We start from the raw sequence: 18,757 nt of genomic DNA on the forward strand, positions 1-18,757 counted from the left end.
GGACGCGGGACGGGCCCGTTGCTTGGCGCAAGGGTGGGGAGGGCAGGGAGTTTGGCGCAGAGCGAGGTGCGCGGGGAGGCTCCGGCGGTCGAGGACACGATGCCGCTGGCGGCGCGGGCCAGGGACGCCGCTGCGGGTTCCGGCCGGCACGGCGGCCGGCGGGGGGTCGGTGGTCCGCAGACCGATCCGCGGCGACGCAGACGGCGCGCACTGCGCTGGTCCGCGACCGTGCTGGCGGTGGTGATACTCGGCACGGCAGGCGCCGGATATCTGTACTACCAGCATCTCAACAGCAACATCCAGAAGGGCAGCCGCGCGAGCGGCGACGACTCCAAGGCGCACCGGACCGCCCCGAACGCGGCCGGCCAGACCCCGCTGAACATCCTGCTGATCGGCTCCGACAGCCGGAACTCCAAGGAGAACCTGAAGCTCGGCGGCAGCAGGGACCACGTCGGCGACCCACCGCTCGCGGACGTGCAGATGCTCATCCACCTCTCGGCGGACCGCAAGAGCGCCTCCATGGTCAGCATCCCCCGGGACACCCGGGTGCACATCCCCGAGTGCAAGGACCAGAACGGCAAGGACTATCCGCCGACGGACGACATCATCAACGTCACCCTGGCCCGGGGCGGTGCCGGCTGCACGCTGCTCACCTGGGAGGAACTGACCGGGGTCTACATCGACCACTGGATGACGATCGACTTCGCCGGCGTGGTCCGGATGGCCGACGCGATCGGCGGCGTCGAGGTCTGTGTGAACCAGAACGTCTGGGACCACTCGACCCCCGACCAGCGCGGCGGCTCCGGCCTGAAGCTGGAGAAGGGATCGCACAAGGTGAAGGGCGAGCAGGCCCTGCAGTGGCTGCGCACCCGGCACGCCTGGGGCAGCGACCTGATGCGGGCCCGCGCCCAGCACATGTACCTGAACTCGATGATCCGCACGCTGAAGCAGCAGAACGTGTTCACCGACACCGGCCGCCTGATGGACCTGGCCGAGGCGGCCACCAAGTCGCTGAAGGTCTCCGAGGAGATCGGCACGGTCAAGAAGCTGTACGACCTGGGCATGCAGCTGAAGTCGGTGCCGACCGACCGCATCACCGCCGTGACGATGCCCAACCTCCCGGACCCCGACGACCCGGACAACCACGTGGTACCGGACAAGGCCAAGGCCGACAAGGTGTGGCAGATGCTCCAGGACGACGTGCCGTTCGACAAGAACGGCAGCACGTCCGACACCGGGAAGGACGGGGGCAAGGACAAGGCCAAGGACAAGCCGGCCAGGACGCCCTCCCTGGACCCGGCCCGGCTCGGCGTGCTGGTGCAGAACGCCACCCGGACCTCCACCGAGGCCGCGGTCACGCAGCGGGCGTCGGCGATCGGCCAGGTCCTCGTGGGCAAGGGCTACGCCCGGGCGCAGGCTGACACCTCGGGGAGTCTGGCCGAGGACAAGACGGTCGTGCGGTATCCGAGCGCGGACCTGGAGGGTGACGCCCAGGCCGTGGCCAAGGCGCTGGGCATTCCGATGAGCCAGGTGCAGAAGTCCACCGACGTGTCGGGGGTCACGGTCGTCGTCGGCGCGGACTGGCGCACGGGCACCGCCTACCCCCAGCAGTCCGTCCCGAAGGCCGGGGACCTGCCCGAGGGCACCGACGCCGCCAACGCCTCGGACAAGCCGACCTGCATGGACGTGTACAAGCCCTACCAGTGGTAGTGACGTTCCGACGGATGTGAGAAGGGCCCCTCCGCACGCGCGGCAGGGGCCCTTCCCGTATCGGTCGTACCCGCCCGTCCGTCGTACCCGCCGTATCCGCCGTATCCGCCGTATCCGCCGTATCCGCCGTATCCGCCGTATCCGCGGTATCCGTCAGACGGTGTCCGGGACCTCCGTCAGACGGTGTCCAGGACCGCGGGCCGCCGGGACGCGATGACCTTCCGCGCCAGCGACTTCGGGCTGGTCAGGAAGCCCCAGCCCCAGGACATGTGCATGGTGGCGAGGGCCACCGGGATCTGCAGCCGGGCCTTCGGGGGAAGGCCCCTGCCGGCCGGGAGGGAGCCCGCGACGATCGCGGCCAGGTAGCCGCCGGGGACCACCAGGCCCCACGGGGTCAGCGCCGCGCCGACGACCAGGCCCGCCGCTATCGCGCACACCGCCGCCGGCGGGGCGAGGTAGCGCAGGTTGATGGAGCCCGAGTGGTAGCGGGCGACGACGTGCCGCCAACGGCCGTAGTCCTTGTACTGCCTGGCCAGCGCACGCACCGACGGCCGCGGCCGGTACGACACCCTCAGCTCGGGCGAGAACCAGATGAGCCCGCCCGCCTCGCGGATACGGAAGTTCAGCTCCCAGTCCTGGGCGCGGATGAACTCCTCGTTGTAGCCGCCCTGCTGCTCCAGCGCCTCGCGGCGGAACACACCGAGGTACACCGTCTCGGCGGGACCGGCCTGGCCGCCGGTGTGGAACGCCGCGTTCCCGACGCCGATCCTCGAGGTCATCGCGGCGGCCACCGCGTGCTCCCAGTCGTTCTCGCCCTCGGCGTGCATGATGCCGCCGACGTTCTGCGCGCCGGTCTCCTCCAGCAGGCGCACGGCGGTCGCGATGTAGTCCGGCGAGAGCATGCCGTGGCCGTCGACACGGACCACGATCGGGTGCCGGGACGCCTTGATCGCCGCGTTCAGCGCGGCCGGGGTGCGGCCGGTCGGGTTGGGGACGGTGTGCACGCGCGCATCTTCGGCGACCAGCCGGGCGGCGATCTCGTCCGTGCGGTCCGTGGACGGACCGAGGGCGATCACGACCTCCAGCTCGCCGGCGTACTCCTGCGCGAGGATCGCTTGGACGGCCCCGCGCAGATGCCGCTCCTCGTTGAGGACGGGCATGATCACGGACACAGCGGGGAGCCGCACGTCGGACTTGGCGTTCATAGGAGCCTCACGTTACCGCGAACGGGGGACAGGGATGCGCGCCACCGGGCCTGCGACGCGGGCTGGAGATCGTATCGGCCTACTGTGCTCACGGATCCCACGTACGGCCTCGTCCGGAGGTGTCCTCCTTGCCCAGCCCGCCTCGGTCCCCCGCGCCTCCGCAACGCCGCCAACCGCCCCGCCGTGTGCCGCGTCCACCCGAGCGTCCGGTACCGTCCGTCCGGCCGCCGCGGCGGCCCCGCTGGGCCATGCGGGCGGTCACCACCCTGTCGGTGGTGGTGCTCGCCTCCGCCGGGATCGGGCACGCGGTCGTCGCCAGCCTGGACGCCGGGATCGCCCGGGTCGACGCCTTCAAGGACATGAAGAACCGGCCACGGGCCGGCCACGGCATGAACGTCCTGCTGGTCGGCACCGACGGCCGCGACAAGATCAGCGCGCAGGACCGGCGCGCCTACCGGCTGGGCGGGCAGCCCTGCCACTGCACCGACACGATGATGATCGTGCACATCTCCGAGGACCGGGAGCGGGCCACCGTGGTGAGCCTGCCGCGCGACTCCTACGCCGAGATGCCAGCGCACATCGACATGAACTCGGGGCAGCGGCACGGCCCGCACCCGGTCCGGCTCAACGCGGCCTACGCCGAGGGCGGCCCCCAGCTGACCATCCGCACGGTCGAGAACATGACCCACGTGAAGATCGACCACTACCTGGAGGTCGACTTCACCAGCTTCATGAAGACCGTCGACGTGCTCGGCGGGGTCAAGGTGTGCACGCCGACCCCGCTCAAGGACTCGTACACCGGGCTCGACCTCGGGCCCGGCACCCACACCCTGCTGGGCGGGCAGGCACTGCAGTACGTACGCGCCCGGCACATCGACGGCGCCAGCGACCTGGGCCGGATGAAACGGCAGCAGCGGTTCCTGGCCGCGCTGCTGGAGAAGACGACCTCCTCCGGGGTGCTGCTGAACCCGATGCGGTTCCGGGACGTGACCCGGGCGGTGCTCGGCTCGGTCCGTGCCGACGCGGGCTTCGGCACCGACGAGCTGCTCGACCTCGGCCGCGCGATGCGCGAGTTCTCCCCCTCCTCCTCCGAGTTCGCCACCGTCCCCATCGGCCAGCTGAACTACCAGGTCAAGGGCATCGGCTCGACCCTGAAGTGGGACCCGGCGAAGTCGGAGGAACTGTTCCGGGCGCTGCGCGACGACAAGCCGCTCGCCGGGGACCGGCCGCACCGCGACCCGGCCGGGATGCCACTGCCGGTGGAGGTGGCGCCGGACACGATCCGGGTGCAGGTGGCGAACGGCAGCAGCACGGTCGGGCTGGGCAAGCGCGTCGACGCGGCACTCGCGGCGACCGGCTTCGCCACCACCCGCCTGCCGGTGACCGCACCCGCCCATGTGGCGCGCACGGTGATCTTCTACGACCCCCGCTGGGACCGCTCCGCCCGCTCCCTGGCCGCGGCGCTGCCGGGCAGCGAGCTGCGCGCGGTGCCGGGCCAGGGGCCGCTGCTGAAGGTGACGGCCGGCGCGGACCTCACCGACGTCCGCAAGGTACGCCGGGTGCGCTACGAGGACCCGGCCCGGCCGGAGCAGAACGTGGTGCGGGGCAACGAGGTGGTGTGCTGAGCGGTCAGGCCCAACAGGGCCCACCGCTCCGGTCCCGCCGCGGGTCCCCTCCACACCCTCTCCAGGCCCCGCGACGCCGGCAAGATCCGAAAGAGAGGGCCTAGTCCTCGAAGCCCTCCGCCGCCCTCTTCTCGCGCAGCTCGCGGATCGCGCGGCGGCGGGCCAGACGGTGAGTGCGGCGGATCTGGGCCTCCTGGTAGCGGCGGCGGTCCCGGTCGGTCTCCGGTATCACCGGCGGCACCGGGCGCGGCCTGCCGTCGGCGTCGACGGCCGCGAAGACCAGGTAGGCCGAGCCGACCTGGGTGGCCGGGGCCGATTCGTTCCAGCGCTCGGCGAGCACCCGGACGCCGACCTCCATCGAGGTCCGGCCGGTCCAGTTCACCTGCGCCTTGACGTGGACCAGGTCACCGACGCGGACCGGCTCGAGGAACACCATCTCGTCCATGGACGCGGTGACGGCGGGGCCGCCGGAGTGCCGGCCGGCCACGGCGCCCGCGGCGTCGTCGACCAGTTTCATGATCACCCCGCCGTGCACCGTACCCAGCAGGTTGGTGTCGTTGTGGGTCATGATGTGGCTGAGCGTGGTGCGTGAGGCGGACGTGGGCTTGCCCGGGATGTCCGGCCGTACGTCCGGAGCCGTGTCCGTGGCCTGGTCTGTCATGACCTCCACCTTATGCCGACGGCGCATTCGCGGACTTTGTGTCGGGTTCGCAACAGCGGGGCCCTGATTTCCCGACATCCCTTGTCGAGCGCATAGCGGCGCCCTGCACACTGGGGCGCATGAATGACTGGCCCGAGGGATGGTCCGACGACAACCGCGGCCCGCGCTACGGACGCGGCAGCGCCGGCGCAGAGCCGGAGGGGGCCCGCGCGATGCGTCAGGTGCGGCGCGGCCCGGCGGTACCGCCCGGACCGCGCTCGGCGTACGGCGACCCCGGCCCGGCGGCGCCGCCGTACGGGGCCGGTGTGCCGCGGCAGCCGTCGTACGTCGACGGCCGCGGACACGAGGACGGCGCCGGCCACGGCGGCTACGACAGCGGCTACAACACGGGCCAGGTCTACGGCAGCCCCGGCGGCCGGGGTCCGGGCGGCCCCGACGGCGCGTCCACGCGTGCCCCGCGGCCCGCGCCGAACTGGCGGCGCCGGATCAAGTGGACGACGATCACGCTGGCGACGGTGCTGGTCGTCACCTCCGTGGCCACCTACTTCTGGGCCGACTCCAAGCTGCGCCGCGATGTGGACCTGTCGACGGTCATCGACCGGCCCGACTCCGGCGCGGGCACGAACTACCTGATCGTCGGCTCGGACAGCCGCGAGGGCATGTCCAAGGCGGACGAGAAGAAGCTGCACACCGGCGGCGCCGAGGGCAAGCGCACCGACTCGATGATGATCCTGCACGTCGGCGACAACGGCGACACGCTGATCTCGTTGCCGCGCGACTCGGACGTGGTGGTCCCGTCGTACAAGGGGTCGACGTCCGGGAAGGTCTACCCGGCGCAGGGACGGCACGCGAAGCTGAACGCCACCTACGCCGAGGACGGGCCGACGCTGCTGGTCCGCACGATCGAGGCGAACACCGGTCTGCACATCGACCACTACGTGGAGATCGGCTTCCAGGGCTTCGCCAACATCGTGGACGCCGTCGGCGGCGTCGACATCGACATCGACAAGGGCTTCAAGGACAAGTGGTCCGGCGCCGACTTCAAGGCCGGCAAGCAGACCCTGAACGGTCAGCAGGCACTCGCGTTCGTCCGGACCCGGCACGCCTTCGCCGCGTCCGACCTGCAGCGCACCAAGAACCAGCAGAAGTTCCTGGCCGCGCTGGCCCACCAGGTGGCCACCCCCTCGACGGTGCTGAACCCGTTCAGGTTCTATCCGACGATGGGCGCGGGCCTGGACTCGCTGATCGTCGACAAGGACATGGGGCTGTGGGACCTGGCCTCGATGTTCTGGGCGATGAAGAGCGTCAACGGCGGTGACGGCACCTCCATGAACATGCCGATCTCCGGCTCCGTCGGCGGCAACCTGGTCTGGGACAAGGCCAAGGTGAAGACGCTGGTCGACCAGCTGAACAACGACGAGAAGGTCACCGTCTCCGGCAACTGACGGCGGCGCGCGCAGGGCCGGGGGCACCCCGCTGGGTGCCCCCGGCCCTGTGGCTCACATGCCTGCGGCCGCCATCGCCCGGCAGGTCTCCGCACAGCGGCGACACGCCTCGGCGCAGCGCATCATCTGCTGGTCGTCCGGCATGGACATACACGCCTCGGCGCACATCTCGCAGACCTTCGCGCAGAGCATGCACATCTCGCCGGCCATGGGCGAGCGCCGCATCATCATGTCGGCGCACATGCGGGTCGTCTCGGAGCAGTCCATGAGCGCACGCATGACCTGCATCTGCGCCGGCCCACCCTGCTGCATGCAGGAGCTCATGGTCTCCTCGCACATGTTGTGGCAGTTCATGCAGGCCTCGATGCAGTCCTGCATCTGCTGCGTGAGGGCGGGCATCATTCCGGACCGCGACGGGGACTGGGTCATGACTCCTCCAGGAAGGCGCTGGAACCCGGATCGGGTCCCGTGTGCTTCCGTCCTACGCCGAGGAGGAATGTCCCGCATGTCGGACTACGGCAGGTTCCGTGCCATCCTCCGCTGGACCTGGTCACCCCGGCCGCCTTGAAGCCGAGCCTGAGACGGCAACAGACGAGCAGGCTTGGAGGGCGTCACGCGGTTTCCCGTTCCGTCAACCGTGATCGCTTGACCCACACGCCCGGCCCTCGGGAGCATCGACCCAGACGCGAGGCACTGACAGCGGCATGGGAGGGGAACCCGGACCATGAAGGTCACCAAGCTCGTCAGCACGTGCGACATCAAGGACTGTCCGACGATCTACGCGACGGATCGCGGCACCTTCCTGGTGCAGGGCGAGACGCCAACGGACCACGGGCTCCGGATTCCCGCTCACGAAACCCTGGTCGAGGTTCCGATGGAACTGCTCCAGAAGGCCATCCGTGACAAGCTCATCTAAGTCCCTCGGCGACCTCTTCGACTCGTTCCAGCGTGAGGCTTTCCGTCTGGAAACCCTGGACGACTACAGCAAGTCCGGGAACGTCGACGCGTATCACGCCTACCTGGCCGGGGAGCCGCAGCCCGAGGAGTACAACGCAGGGTGGGTGGAAGAACTCCGCTCGCACACCGAGAACGGTAAGCGGGTCTATCAGGTGCACATTCTGTCGCGCCCGCTCACGGACTATCTTTGCTTCGAACTCGGGTGGGGCTACCGGAAGAACATGACCGGAGGTGAAGAGTTCTTCATCCTCGACGTCACGGAGGAACCCAATCCCCTGGCCGGCGTACCGGACTTCTGGTGCTTCGATTCCGAGTCCGTGGCCGTGATGAACTACGACGGGGCGGGAAAGTACCTGGGCTCGGAAGTGCTGGAGCCGGAACGGGCGGCGGAGTTCGCCAGGTACCGTGACACGGCACTCGCCCACGCGGAACCATTCACCGAATGGTGGGCCAAGTACAGTGCCCGGCCTGCTCCAAACCCCGGAGTACATCCAAGCCGTTCTGAAACGGCACCACTTGGGTGAAGACGCCCTCACGCGCACGATCAACGGAAGGCTCGAACGGCAAGCGGTTCTGTACGACAGCACGAAATCACTGCAGTTCGTCATCACCGAACCGGTACTGAGGTGGAGAATCGTCCCACCGCCGATGATGGCGGCGCAGCTCGACCGCATCGCCTCCATATCGCGCCTGCCTCACGTGGATGTTCGAGTGGTGCCGCTGGCGATTCAACAACACGACATCGCCAATCACGCGTTCGTTGTCCGCGATGACCATATGGTGACGATAGAGACCGTGCACACCGAATTGGTCGTTACGGACCCGAGAGATGTTGGGCTGTACGTGGACAAGTTCAATGGGTTCGCGGCCGTAGCCCTGTCGGGGGACAGAATGCGGGGCCTACTCGAAGACATCCGCAACGACTTTTTGCGGGAACAGGAAACAGCCTAGAGGCGCGCCCCCGGCCAGCCGAAGATGGCGTCATGGGGAGCGAAGAGAGAACTTCCGATCCGGAGTCGACCGCATCGGTAATCAGCCTGATGGACGGGAGAAGTGAACCGTCCCCTAAGCCTGGATGCCGTACGTGCCTGTCGCTGTCGGTCGCTCGCGAGAACGCTCGATCCGCAGGGGACTACAGCGGGGTTTCAGACGGCAACGTAAGGCTCCGCCGCCACCAAGCCGAGGTACACGCGTGACGCGCAAGGGAGCGGCGCAGCGTCGCTTCGCTGACCAGCCGCTGATGACGATGCGCGTTTCCCGTGACTCCGGGCGATCGTGGGGGCCCGAGCAGGCAGTAACCGCGAGCGATGATCTGGCACCTCTCATGACTTCCGCGTGGCCGCCGTGCGAGTGGCGCGCGGTGCGCCGGGTCCGGCAAGCGATCCAACCGCTGAAGTGCGGCTCTCCCCTTTTGACTCCCGCCCGTTCGGGCGGCGACGGCCGGCCATGGCCGTGATCAGTGAGCAGGAAGGTGCAGCGATGCAGAACGGAACCGACCTGTACGCGCTCGACATCAGCGGGGCCTCGTTCGTCCAGGCGTGTGGCGGCCCCTGCACGGAGGGGTGCGTGACCCTGGCCCGGATCGGCGACGGTCTCTGGGCGCTCGGTGACAGCAAGCGGCCGGAGGCGCAGCCGCTGCGGTTCACCACGGAGGAGCTGGACGCGGCCGGCATCGACCCGGCGCGCTTCGGCCTGAACGTCTGATCCTCCCCTTCCGCCAGTCGGGCCGGGTCCATCCCCCGTCCCTAGGGCCGGCCCGGCTGGCACTCATCGGAATGGAACGACTGGTGCACCACCACGGCTATCTATGGACCGGTCCGAAAGAGCGCTTCGACCAGGAAGCTCTGCGACGGCCCCCGCATCCTGAGCCGCCCCCTGTCGGCAGCAAGCACGAACTGATTCAGCGGTACCGCGAGGTAGCCGCAGAGTTCCCCGCCTCGGATCTGCCGCCATTGGAAACGGCGTACTGGCTGATCAAGCCCCGGTCCTTGGTTCGGGGCACGTGGGAGGAGACGAAGGGGGCCGCGTCATGGCTTGGCGAGCGGCTGGCCGAGTACGCGCCTCGGTTCGCGCCGGAGAGAGACCGCGACACTACGCGGCTGGCCCGGCTGGTCAACGCTGCTGCCGAACAGCTGCGCTCGGGTGCTGATGTGTCGTACGGCTTCTACCTGGAACGTCCCTCGTATCCGTCCCTGGCAGTGGTGACGTGTTCCCCGAATCGCGCGAACGCTGAACTGGTCTGCCCGGTCGCACAGTCGAAGCAACAAAGAAGCCCCGGACACAAAGGCCGCGGCTCGTTCGGTTGATCAGAGCAGTGCACGGAAGGGGAGCACTACCACTACATCTTCGAAGGGGCCGAGCAGTGTGGCCGGGCGACCATCGCGACGATGTTCACGCCCGGCACCGACGACCCGACGGAGGCATCAGAGGTCGCCTGATCTGCGTACGACAACAGCCCCCGGCGTCACGCCGGGGGCTGTGTTGTTTGTGCAGGTCAGTCGCCGTTTTCAGCCCGGCATCTGCCCAGGATTCCCCCAGCATGACGCCCAAGTACGGCCCTGATCATGCCGCAACGGACAGAAAGCCAGGGGCGTCCCTCCGGACCTTCGAAACAGCTCCTGACCTGCAAAAACCTTGCTAGGGAAGGTTCCTTGCCATCACGATGCGCTGGACCTGGTTCGTGCCCTCGTAGATCTGGGTGATCTTGGCGTCGCGCATCATGCGCTCCACCGGGTAGTCGCGGGTGTAGCCGTAGCCGCCGAGGAGTTGGACGGCGTCGGTGGTGACCTCCATGGCGATGTCCGAGGCGAAGCACTTGGCGGCGGCGCCCAGGTAGGTGAGGTCGGCGTCGCCGCGCTCGGAGGCGGCGGCGGCCTGGTAGGTGAGGGCGCGGGCCGCCGAGATCTTCATGGACATGTCGGCGAGCATGAACTGGATGCCCTGGAAGTCGGCGATCGCCTTGCCGAACTGCTTGCGCTCCTGGACGTAACCCTTGGCGTAGTCGAGCGCGCCCTGGGCGCAGCCGAGGGCCTGGGCGGCGATCGTGATGCGGGTGTGGTCCAGGGTCTTCATGGCGGTCATGAAGCCGGTGCCCTCCTCGCCGATCATGCGGTCGGCGGGGATGCGGACGTTGTCGAAGTAGACCTCGCGGGTCGGGGAGCCCTTGATGCCGAGCTTCTTCTCCGGGGCGCCGAAGGAGACGCCCTCGTCCGACTTCTCGACCACGAAGGCGGAGATGCCCTTGGAGCGCTTCGAGGGGTCGGTCACGGCCATCACCGTGTAGTACTCGGAGACGCCCGCGTTGGTGATCCAGCGCTTCACGCCGTTGAGCACCCAGTGGTCGCCGTCGCGGACGGCCTTGGTCTTCATGCCGGCCGCGTCCGAGCCCGCCTCCGGCTCGGAGAGGCAGTACGAGAACATCGCGTCGCCCTTGGCGAGCGGGGTCAGGTACTTCTTCTTCAGCTCCTCGCCGCCGGAGAGGATCACCGGGAGGGAGCCGAGCTTGTTCACCGCGGGGATGAGGGAGGAGGAGACGCAGGCGCGGGCGACCTCCTCGATCACGATGACGGTGGCGAGCGCGTCGGCGCCGGAGCCGCCGTACTCCTCGGGTACGTGGACGGCGTGCAGGTCGCCCGCGACGAGGGCGTCGAGGGCCTCCTGCGGGAAGCGGGCCTCCTCGTCCACGGCCGCGGCGTACGGCGCGATCTTCGCCTCGACCAGCGAACGGACGGCGTCCCGGAGCATGTCGTGCTCCTCGGACGGGCGGTACAGGTCGAAGTCAGCCGATCCGGCCACGGTGTCTCACGCTCCAAAGACGCAGTGATACTGACGCTAATTACCGTTAAGTAACTGAATTTTAGAGGGCTTGCGTGAACACGCCTACGTGAGCTTGGCGACAGCGGGAAAACTGCCCGCCGAGCGGCCCGACTATGCTCAGGCACCGCATGAGCGAGCAGGAACGACGGACCGGAGCTGGAGCACACCCATGAGCCTGAAGATCACCGTGATCGGCACCGGTTACCTCGGCGCCACGCACGCCGCGGCCATGGCCGAGCTGGGCTTCGAGGTGCTGGGCCTGGACGTCGTACCGGAGAAGATCGCCCTGCTGGAGCGCGGCGAGACCCCGATGTACGAGCCGGGGCTCGACGAGCTGCTGCGCCGGCACGTGGCCGGGATCGAGGGGTCCACCGGGCGGCTGCGGTTCACCACGGACTGGGCCGAGGCCGGTGCCTTCGGCGAGGTGCACTTCGTGTGCGTGAACACCCCGCAGAAGCACGGCGAGTACGCCTGCGACATGAGCTACGTCGACTCCGCGATCGCCTCCCTCGCCCCGCACCTGCACGGCCCGGCCCTGGTGGTGGGCAAGTCGACCGTGCCGGTGGGCTCGGCCGACCGGCTGGCCGCCTACCTCGCCGAGCACGCCCCGGCCGGCGCGGACGCGGAGCTGGCGTGGAACCCGGAGTTCCTGCGCGAGGGCTACGCCGTCCAGGACACCCTGCACCCGGACCGGATCGTCGTCGGCGTGCGCAGCGAGCGGGCGGAGAAGCTGCTGCGCGAGGTGTACGCCGGTCCGGTCGGGGCGGGCACGCCGTTCGTGGTCACCGACTTCCCGACCGCCGAGCTGGTGAAGACGGCCGCGAACTCCTTCCTCGCCACCAAGATCTCCTTCATCAACGCGATGGCCGAGGTGTGCGAGGCGGCCGGCGGTGACGTGGCGAAGCTGGCGGAGGCCATCGGGTACGACGACCGAATCGGGCGGAAGTTCCTGCGCGCCGGGATCGGCTTCGGCGGCGGCTGCCTGCCCAAGGACATCCGGGCGTTCATGGCCCGGGCGGGTGAGCTGGGCGCGGACCAGGCGCTGACCTTCCTGCGGGAGATCGACTCCATCAACATGCGCCGGCGCGGGCAGATGGTGGAGATGACCCGGGAGGCGCTGGGCGGCGGATCGTTCCTCGGCAAGCGGGTCGCGGTGCTCGGCGCCACCTTCAAGCCGGACTCGGACGACGTGCGCGACTCGCCCGCGCTGAACGTGGCCGGGCAGATCCACCTCCAGGGCGGCCAGGTGACGGTGTACGACCCGAAGGGCATGGAGAACGCCCGCAAGGTCTTCCCGACCCTGGGGTACGCCGACTCGGCGACGGCGGCCGTCCGGGGCGCCGACGTCGTGCTGCACCTGACCGAGTGGGGCGAGTTCCGTGAGCTGGACCCGGCGGCGCTGGGCGAGGTGGCGACGGCCCGGGTGATCCTGGACGGGCGCAACACCCTGGACCCGGAGCGGTGGCGGCAGGCGGGCTGGACGTACCGGGCGATGGGGCGCCCCACCGCCTAGGAGGCCTTCTCCTTCGGCTCAGGCCGGCTGCGGGCGACGCCGGTTCGGCCGAGGCTCAGTCGGCCGAACCGGCGTCTGCCCGCATTCTGCACCACGCGGCTGTGGCTCACGCACCCTTCGCCCGGTACCGGCGCATCTTCGCGCGGGCCCCGCACACCCGCATCGAGCACCAGCGGCCGCGGCCGGCGGGGCTGCGGTCGTAGTACGCCCAGTGGCAGGTGACGGCCTCGCACGCCTTGAGCCTGGTCCAGGTGCCGGCGACCAGTGCCTCGGCGACGGCGGCGGCGACCCGGGAGAGCAGCGGGCCGTCCTCGGCGGGGACGAGGCGGGCGGAGCCGTCCCGGTCGTCGACGGTGACGTGGAGCGGGGCGCGCGCGAGCAGGGTGCCGAGCGGGGTCACCGCGCGGTGCGGCGGATGGCCGGCGTGGGCGAGCAGCGCCGCCCGCAGCGACTCGCGCAGTTCGCGCGCGTCGGCCAGCCCGGTCCGGGTGATCCCTAGGCGTCCGCGGCCCTCCACCGTGTCCAGCGAGTCGGCGCCCGTCTCGATGTCCAGCGTGTTCACCAGGGACTCGACCAGGGCCAGGGCGCCGGGCGCGGCCGATCTGTCGCTCATGCTTGCGACGTTACCCCCTATGCGGGAGCATGCAGTAACGGTTACCGGTTACCCGGTTCTTCAGGTAACGAGGTTCTTCAGGTAACGAGGTTCTTCGGGTAACGCATGGAGGAGGTAGCGATGGCGCTCGCCAAGCTCGACGTCGTGGTCCTGGACTGTCCGGACCCCCGCGCGCTGGCCGGTTTCTACGCCGGGGTGCTGGGCGGCACGGTCGAGGAGAACTCCGGGGACGGCACATGGGTGGACCTCAAGGTGCCGGGCGGGCCGGCGCTGGCCTTCCAGCGGGCGCCCGGGTTCGTGCCACCGCGGTGGCCCGAGCCGGACCACTCGCAGCAGTTCCACCTGGACCTCACGGTGGAGGACCTGGACGCGGCCGAGAAGGGGGTGCTGGAGCTGGGCGCGAAGCCGCTGGACGCGGCGGACCGCGAGCGCAGCTTCCGTGTCTACGCCGACCCGGCCGGGCACCCGTTCTGCCTGTGCGCCTGCTGACCGCCGGTGCGCGCAACCGTCCCGGAAGTCCCCGAGGAGGACACCATGACGTCCGTGGCCCGTTTCCGTAACGTCGTGCTCGACTGCCCCGACCCGCACGCGCTGGCCGCCTTCTACGCGGCGGTGGGCGGCGGTACCCCGCGGGCGGAGGACGACGACTGGGTGGTGCTCCAGATCCCGGACGGCCCCCGGCTCGCCTTCCAGCGGGCCGAGGGGCACACCCCGCCGGAGTGGCCGCGCGCGGACCGCAACGGCCAGCAGCTCCACCTGGACTTCGACGCGGGTGCGACCTGGGCGGAGCTGGACGCGGCGCACGAACGGGTGCTGGCGCTGGGCGCCCGCCCGCTGGACCTGGAGGACCGCGAGAAGAAGGACTTCCAGGTGTACGCCGACCCGGCCGGGCACCCGTTCTGCCTGTGCCGGATCGAGGGGTCGGGGTCGTGAGGCCGTCACGCCCCGGGGCGCCTCCCGGGGCGTGGGCTAGGAGGCGTCCAGTTCGGTGATCCTGCCGGTGGGCGCCTCCCGGCGTTGTTGCGCGGCGCGGGCGACGAAGTCCGCGCCGCGCAGGACACGCTGTACGTTGCCCCAGGTCAGGAGGGCCAGCTCGGTCTCGGTCCAGCCGCGGCGGAGCAGTTCGGCGATCAGGTGGGGGTAGCGGGAGGCGTCGGCCAGGTCGCGGGGGTGGACGGCCCCGGAGTCGTAGGTGCCGGACAGGCCGACGCAGTCGGGGCCGGCCACGTCGCGCACGTGGTCGAGGTGGTCGGCGACGTCGGGGACGGTCGGGCCGGTCTGCTCGGCGGTCAGCGGCACCATGCACAGGCCCTTCGCCCGGCCGAGGGCGGCGAGCAGTTCGTCGGGCAGGTTGGCCGGGTGGGGGCGCAGGGCGCGGGCGGCCGAGCGGCTGCACAGCACCGGGGTCCTGGACAGGGCGATGGTCCGCTCGACGGTGTCCGGGGCGGCGCCGGAGACGTCGGCGAGCACCCCGAGCCGGTTCATCTCGCGGACGACCTCCTCGCCGAACCGGGTCAGCCCGCAGGGGCCCGCCCAGGCGGTGTCCGTGAGGGTGAGCACGCGCAGGCCGAGGGCGTGCAGGACGCGCAGCAGGGCGAGGGAGTCGTCCAGGGCGGCGCCGGGCGCGGGGCCCAGGACCACGGCGACCCGGCCGCGGTTGCGGGCGTCGATGACCTGCCCGGCGGTGCGCACCAGCCGCAGGCCCTCCGGGTGGCTGTCGACGACCGTGCGGACCAGGTCCAGCTGTTCCAGGGTCGCCGTCACGGCGCGTGCGCCGTCCGGTTGCTCGGGCAGATGCAGCGACCAGAACAGCGCGGCGACGTGCCCCTCGCGCAGCCGGGGCACGTCCGTGTCGATGGCGGCCTCGCCCAGTTCCAGGTCGTACCAGGGCAGATGGCGCAGCGCCCAGGGCAGGCCGCTGTAGCCGTCGGCGACCGGGTGGTCGGCGAGCAGGGCGTGCGCCTGTTCCAGCAGTTCGCCGGCCGGCTGTCCCGGACGGTGGTACACCGGGTCGAGCGGGGCCGGGGCCGCATGGGGGGCGTCCGGCAGGCAGTCGTCCTCGCCGACCTCGGTCGTGGCGGGGAGGTCGTCCTGGAGGTCGGCCATGGCGGGCTCCGTACGTCGTCGTCGGCTACGTCGGTAGTGAGCTACGGCGTGCTGTGGCTGGCGTACCGACACGGTCGCACGGAGCGGAGGGGGCCTTCCTGGTGAGTGGGGCGTTCGGGGGTACCCCGGTCAGCTGTCGCCGGGCGGGCCGTCGAGGGACTCGATGGTGGCGAGGGACGGCGTCCGGGTGGTCCGCAGGTCCCGGGCCACGTCCTCGGCGGCGCCCAGCACGCGGACCGCGTTCTGCCAGGTCAGCTTGGCCAGGTCGGCCGTGGACCAGCCGCGGTCGAGCAGCTCGGCGAGCAGGTTGGGGTAGCCGGACACGTCGTCCAGGCCGTCCGGGGTGAACGCGGTGCCGTCGTAGTCGCCGCCGATGCCGAGGTGGTCGATGCCGGCGGCCTCGCGCATGTGGTCCAGGTGGTCGGCGATCGTGGAGACGGTGGCGACCGGGCGCGGGTGGCTCTCCTCGAAGGCGCGGTGGATCGTCATCGCCTCGGGGCTGGTGTCCAGGTGGTGCAGGCCGTGGGCGCGCAGGTTCTCGTCGGCGGCGGCCGTCCAGTCGACGGCGGCCTGGAGCACGAACTTGGGCACGAACGTCACCATGGCCATGCCGCCGTTGGCGGGCAGGCGCTCCAGGACGTCGTCGGGGATGTTGCGGGGGTGGTCGCACACGGCCCGGGCGGAGGAGTGCGAGAAGATCACCGGCGCGGTGCTCGCGTCCAGCGCGTCCCGCATGGTCGTCGCCGCCACGTGGGAGAGGTCGACGAGCATGCCGAGGCGGTTCATCTCGCGGACGACCTCGCGGCCGAAGGCGGTCAGGCCGCCGACGGCGGGTTCGTCGGTCGCGGAGTCCGCCCAGTCCACGTTGTCGTTGTGGGTGAGCGTCATGTAGCGCACGCCGAGCGTGTACAGGCCGCGCAGGGTGCCCAGCGAGTTGGCGATGGAGTGGCCGCCCTCGGCGCCCATGAGCGAGGCGATACGGCCGTCCCGGCGGGCCGTCTCCATGTCGGCGGCGGTCAGCGCGGGCGCCAGGTCCGCCGGGTAGCGCTCCAGCAGCAGGCGGACGCAGTCGATCTGCTCCAGCGTGGCCGTGACCGGGTCGGGCTCCTCGCAGGGCACGTACACCGACCAGTACTGGGCGCCGACGCCGCCGGCGCGGAGCCGCGGCAGGTCGGTGTGCAGCCGCGCGCGCCGGTCGCCGGCGATGTCCAGGGCGTCCAGGTCGTAGCCGGCCTTCTTGCGCAGCGCCCAGGGGAGGTCGTTGTGCCCGTCGACCACGGGAAACTCGCGCAGCAGCGCGCGGGCTTCGTCCAGGGCGGCCACGGCGGTCACTTCCCGAAGCCGAAGCCGCTGCCCGCGCCCTCGACCTTGGTGCGCAGCCGCTTGCCCTTCTCGGTGGCCTGGTCGTTGAGCTCCTGCTGGAAGTCGCGCATGCGGTGCAGCAGGTCCTCGTCGTGCGCGGCGAGGATCCGGGCGGCGAGGAGGCCGGCGTTGCGGGCACCGGCGACGGAGACCGTGGCGACCGGGACCCCGGCGGGCATCTGCACGATGGAGAGCAGCGAGTCCATGCCGTCCAGGTACTTCAGCGGCACGGGCACGCCGATGACCGGCAGCGGGGTGACGGAGGCGAGCATGCCGGGCAGGTGGGCGGCACCGCCCGCACCGGCGATGATCACCTTCAGGCCGCGGTCGGCGGCCTGTTCGCCGTACGTGACCATCTCGCGGGGCATGCGGTGCGCGGAGACGACGTCGACCTCGTAGGCGATCTCGAACTCGTCCAGGGCCTTGGCGGCGGCTTCCATGACGGGCCAGTCGGAGTCCGACCCCATGACGATGCCAACAACGGGGCTCATTCGGTGATGGTGCCTCTCAGGTAGCCGGCTGCGTGACGGGCGCGCTCCAGCACCTCGTCCAGGTCGTCGCCGTAGGTGTTGACGTGTCCGACCTTGCGGCCCGGCTTCACGTCCTTGCCATACATGTGGATCTTGAGCTTGGGGTCGCGGGCCATGCAGTGCAAGTACGCGGAGTACATGTCCGGGTAGTCGCCGCCCAGCACGTTCACCATCACGGTCCACGGCGCGCGCGGGCGCGGGTCGCCCAGCGGCAGGTCGAGGACCGCGCGGACGTGGTTGGCGAACTGGGAGGTGATCGCGCCGTCCATGGTCCAGTGGCCGGAGTTGTGCGGGCGCATCGCCAGCTCGTTGACGAGGATGCGGCCGTCGCGGGTCTGGAACAGCTCGACGGCGAGGTGGCCGACGACGTCCAGCTCCTTGGCGATGGACAGGGCCATCTCCTCGGCCTTCAGCGCCAGGTGCTCCTCCAGGGCGGGCGCCGGGGCTATGACCGTGTCGCAGACGCCGTTCACCTGCTGGGACTCCACGACCGGGTAGGCGACGGCCTGGCCGTGCGGGGAGCGGACGACGTTGGCGGCCAGCTCGCGGACGTAGTCGACCTTCTCCTCGGCGAGCACGGGGACGCCGGCGTGGAACGGCTCGGCCGCCTCCTCGACGGAGTCCACGACCCAGACGCCCTTGCCGTCGTAGCCGCCGCGGACCGTCTTGAGGACGACGGGGAAGCCGTCGCCCTCGGCGGCGAACCGGGCGACGTCCTCCGGGTCGGCGACGATCCGGTGCCGGGGGCACGGGATGCCGATCGCGTCGAGCCTGGCCCGCATCACGCCCTTGTCCTGGGCGTGCACCAGCGCGTCCGGGCCGGGGCGCACGGGGATGCCGTCCGCCTCCAGGGCGCGCAGGTGCTCGGTGGGCACGTGCTCGTGGTCGAAGGTGATCACGTCGCAGCCGCGCGCGAAGGCGCGCAGCGTCTCCAGGTCGCGGTAGTCGCCGATGACGACATCGCTCACGACCTGCGCGGCGGAATCCTGCGGAGTGTCACTGAGAAGCTTGAACCTGATGCCCAACGGGATGCCCGCTTCGTGCGTCATACGCGCGAGCTGCCCCCCGCCGACCATGCCGACTACCGGGAACGTCACACCCCTAGGGTATCGGCCACGCCGGGGAGTCCGGATCCCGTCCCCGCTGCGGGCTCTTACCCGGGGTTTCCCCTGTTCTTTCCGTCCTGTTTCCGGGGAATGGGCCGGTGCACAGGC

General features: G+C 70.5%; 19 protein-coding genes and 1 pseudogene. 11 read left to right on the plus strand and 9 right to left on the minus strand.

Annotation, left to right across the window (positions count from 1 at the left end):
- Positions 1 to 99: 99 nt before the first annotated feature.
- A complete protein-coding gene (locus ACZ3ZD_RS22890; RefSeq protein WP_467400824.1) occupies positions 100 to 1,710 on the plus strand; it encodes an LCP family protein in 1,611 nt (536 codons plus the stop codon).
- Between the two features lie 176 nt (positions 1,711 to 1,886).
- Here ACZ3ZD_RS22890 and ACZ3ZD_RS22895 read toward each other — a convergent pair whose 3' ends face one another.
- Entirely contained in the window at positions 1,887 to 2,915 is a 1,029-nt protein-coding gene (locus ACZ3ZD_RS22895; RefSeq protein WP_467400266.1) for a glycosyltransferase family 2 protein, read from the minus strand.
- 128 nt (positions 2,916 to 3,043) lie between these two features.
- Here ACZ3ZD_RS22895 and ACZ3ZD_RS22900 point away from each other — a divergent pair, with 128 nt between their 5' ends.
- On the plus strand, positions 3,044 to 4,540 hold the full coding sequence (locus ACZ3ZD_RS22900) for an LCP family protein (RefSeq protein ID WP_467400269.1): 1,497 nt from the start codon (positions 3,044 to 3,046) through the stop codon (positions 4,538 to 4,540).
- Positions 4,541 to 4,640: 100 nt separating this feature from the next.
- Here the strand turns inward: ACZ3ZD_RS22900 and ACZ3ZD_RS22905 are convergent, their stop codons facing one another.
- Positions 4,641 to 5,228 carry an acyl-CoA thioesterase gene (locus ACZ3ZD_RS22905; RefSeq protein WP_467400271.1) on the minus strand — a complete coding sequence of 196 codons (588 nt, stop codon included), beginning with the start codon at positions 5,226 to 5,228 and terminating at the stop codon, positions 4,641 to 4,643.
- Between the two features lie 92 nt (positions 5,229 to 5,320).
- Between ACZ3ZD_RS22905 and ACZ3ZD_RS22910 the strand changes: the two genes are divergently transcribed.
- Positions 5,321 to 6,646, plus strand: a complete 1,326-nt coding sequence (locus ACZ3ZD_RS22910) for an LCP family protein (RefSeq protein ID WP_467400274.1) — start codon at positions 5,321 to 5,323, stop codon at positions 6,644 to 6,646.
- 54 nt (positions 6,647 to 6,700) lie between these two features.
- Here the strand turns inward: ACZ3ZD_RS22910 and ACZ3ZD_RS22915 are convergent, their stop codons facing one another.
- Positions 6,701 to 7,075, minus strand: a complete 375-nt coding sequence (locus tag ACZ3ZD_RS22915; protein ID WP_467400277.1) for a four-helix bundle copper-binding protein — start codon at positions 7,073 to 7,075, stop codon at positions 6,701 to 6,703.
- Positions 7,076 to 7,370: 295 nt separating this feature from the next.
- Here ACZ3ZD_RS22915 and ACZ3ZD_RS22920 point away from each other — a divergent pair, with 295 nt between their 5' ends.
- The 5 genes and pseudogenes from ACZ3ZD_RS22920 (at position 7,371) to ACZ3ZD_RS22940 (ending at position 9,909) form a co-directional block, all read left to right on the plus strand.
- Complete coding sequence (locus ACZ3ZD_RS22920) at positions 7,371 to 7,562, plus strand: hypothetical protein (RefSeq protein WP_467400280.1); 192 nt, start codon at positions 7,371 to 7,373, stop codon at positions 7,560 to 7,562.
- Positions 7,546 to 8,127: a DUF6879 family protein gene (locus ACZ3ZD_RS22925; RefSeq protein WP_467400283.1), complete on the plus strand. Its 582-nt coding sequence runs from the start codon at positions 7,546 to 7,548 to the stop codon at positions 8,125 to 8,127. Before ACZ3ZD_RS22920 ends, ACZ3ZD_RS22925 begins: the two co-directional genes overlap by 17 nt.
- A pseudogene (locus ACZ3ZD_RS22930) lies at positions 8,054 to 8,554 on the plus strand (DUF5753 domain-containing protein); the annotation flags it as partial. The gene ACZ3ZD_RS22925 and the pseudogene ACZ3ZD_RS22930, both read left to right, overlap by 74 nt.
- A 528-nt stretch (positions 8,555 to 9,082) precedes the next feature.
- Positions 9,083 to 9,307: a DUF397 domain-containing protein gene (locus tag ACZ3ZD_RS22935; protein ID WP_467400286.1), complete on the plus strand. Its 225-nt coding sequence runs from the start codon at positions 9,083 to 9,085 to the stop codon at positions 9,305 to 9,307.
- An 83-nt stretch (positions 9,308 to 9,390) separates the two neighbouring features.
- On the plus strand, positions 9,391 to 9,909 hold the full coding sequence (locus tag ACZ3ZD_RS22940) for a hypothetical protein (protein ID WP_467400826.1): 519 nt from the start codon (positions 9,391 to 9,393) through the stop codon (positions 9,907 to 9,909).
- Positions 9,910 to 10,240: 331 nt separating this feature from the next.
- Here the strand turns inward: ACZ3ZD_RS22940 and ACZ3ZD_RS22945 are convergent, their stop codons facing one another.
- Entirely contained in the window at positions 10,241 to 11,398 is a 1,158-nt protein-coding gene (locus ACZ3ZD_RS22945; protein WP_467400289.1) for an acyl-CoA dehydrogenase family protein, read from the minus strand.
- A 190-nt stretch (positions 11,399 to 11,588) separates the two neighbouring features.
- On the opposite strand from ACZ3ZD_RS22945, the gene ACZ3ZD_RS22950 reads away from it, so the two are divergent.
- The gene (locus ACZ3ZD_RS22950; RefSeq protein WP_467400291.1) at positions 11,589 to 12,932 is read left to right on the plus strand and encodes a UDP-glucose dehydrogenase family protein; all 1,344 of its coding nucleotides are present in this window, start codon (positions 11,589 to 11,591) and stop codon (positions 12,930 to 12,932) included.
- Between the two features lie 106 nt (positions 12,933 to 13,038).
- Here ACZ3ZD_RS22950 and ACZ3ZD_RS22955 read toward each other — a convergent pair whose 3' ends face one another.
- Entirely contained in the window at positions 13,039 to 13,545 is a 507-nt protein-coding gene (locus tag ACZ3ZD_RS22955) for a CGNR zinc finger domain-containing protein (RefSeq protein ID WP_467400294.1), read from the minus strand.
- Positions 13,546 to 13,665: 120 nt separating this feature from the next.
- Between ACZ3ZD_RS22955 and ACZ3ZD_RS22960 the strand changes: the two genes are divergently transcribed.
- On the plus strand, positions 13,666 to 14,034 hold the full coding sequence (locus ACZ3ZD_RS22960; protein ID WP_467400297.1) for a VOC family protein: 369 nt from the start codon (positions 13,666 to 13,668) through the stop codon (positions 14,032 to 14,034).
- A gap of 45 nt (positions 14,035 to 14,079) precedes the next feature.
- Positions 14,080 to 14,478, plus strand: a complete 399-nt coding sequence (locus ACZ3ZD_RS22965; RefSeq protein ID WP_467400299.1) for a VOC family protein — start codon at positions 14,080 to 14,082, stop codon at positions 14,476 to 14,478.
- Positions 14,479 to 14,514: 36 nt separating this feature from the next.
- On the opposite strand, the gene ACZ3ZD_RS22970 is transcribed toward ACZ3ZD_RS22965, so the two are convergent.
- The 4 genes from ACZ3ZD_RS22970 to ACZ3ZD_RS22985 all read right to left on the minus strand — a co-directional run bounded on the left by ACZ3ZD_RS22970 (position 14,515) and on the right by ACZ3ZD_RS22985 (position 18,640).
- The gene (locus ACZ3ZD_RS22970) at positions 14,515 to 15,651 is read right to left on the minus strand and encodes a dipeptidase (RefSeq protein WP_467400302.1); all 1,137 of its coding nucleotides are present in this window, start codon (positions 15,649 to 15,651) and stop codon (positions 14,515 to 14,517) included.
- A 129-nt stretch (positions 15,652 to 15,780) separates the two neighbouring features.
- Complete coding sequence (locus tag ACZ3ZD_RS22975; protein WP_467400830.1) at positions 15,781 to 16,974, minus strand: dipeptidase; 1,194 nt, start codon at positions 16,972 to 16,974, stop codon at positions 15,781 to 15,783.
- A 5-nt stretch (positions 16,975 to 16,979) separates the two neighbouring features.
- Complete coding sequence (gene purE, locus ACZ3ZD_RS22980) at positions 16,980 to 17,504, minus strand: 5-(carboxyamino)imidazole ribonucleotide mutase (protein WP_467400304.1); 525 nt, start codon at positions 17,502 to 17,504, stop codon at positions 16,980 to 16,982.
- A complete protein-coding gene (locus tag ACZ3ZD_RS22985; RefSeq protein WP_467400307.1) occupies positions 17,501 to 18,640 on the minus strand; it encodes a 5-(carboxyamino)imidazole ribonucleotide synthase in 1,140 nt (379 codons plus the stop codon). Before ACZ3ZD_RS22985 ends, purE begins: the two co-directional genes overlap by 4 nt.
- Between the last annotated feature and the right edge of the window lie 117 nt (positions 18,641 to 18,757).

Source organism: Streptomyces sp. NPDC023481 (assembly GCF_055560195.1).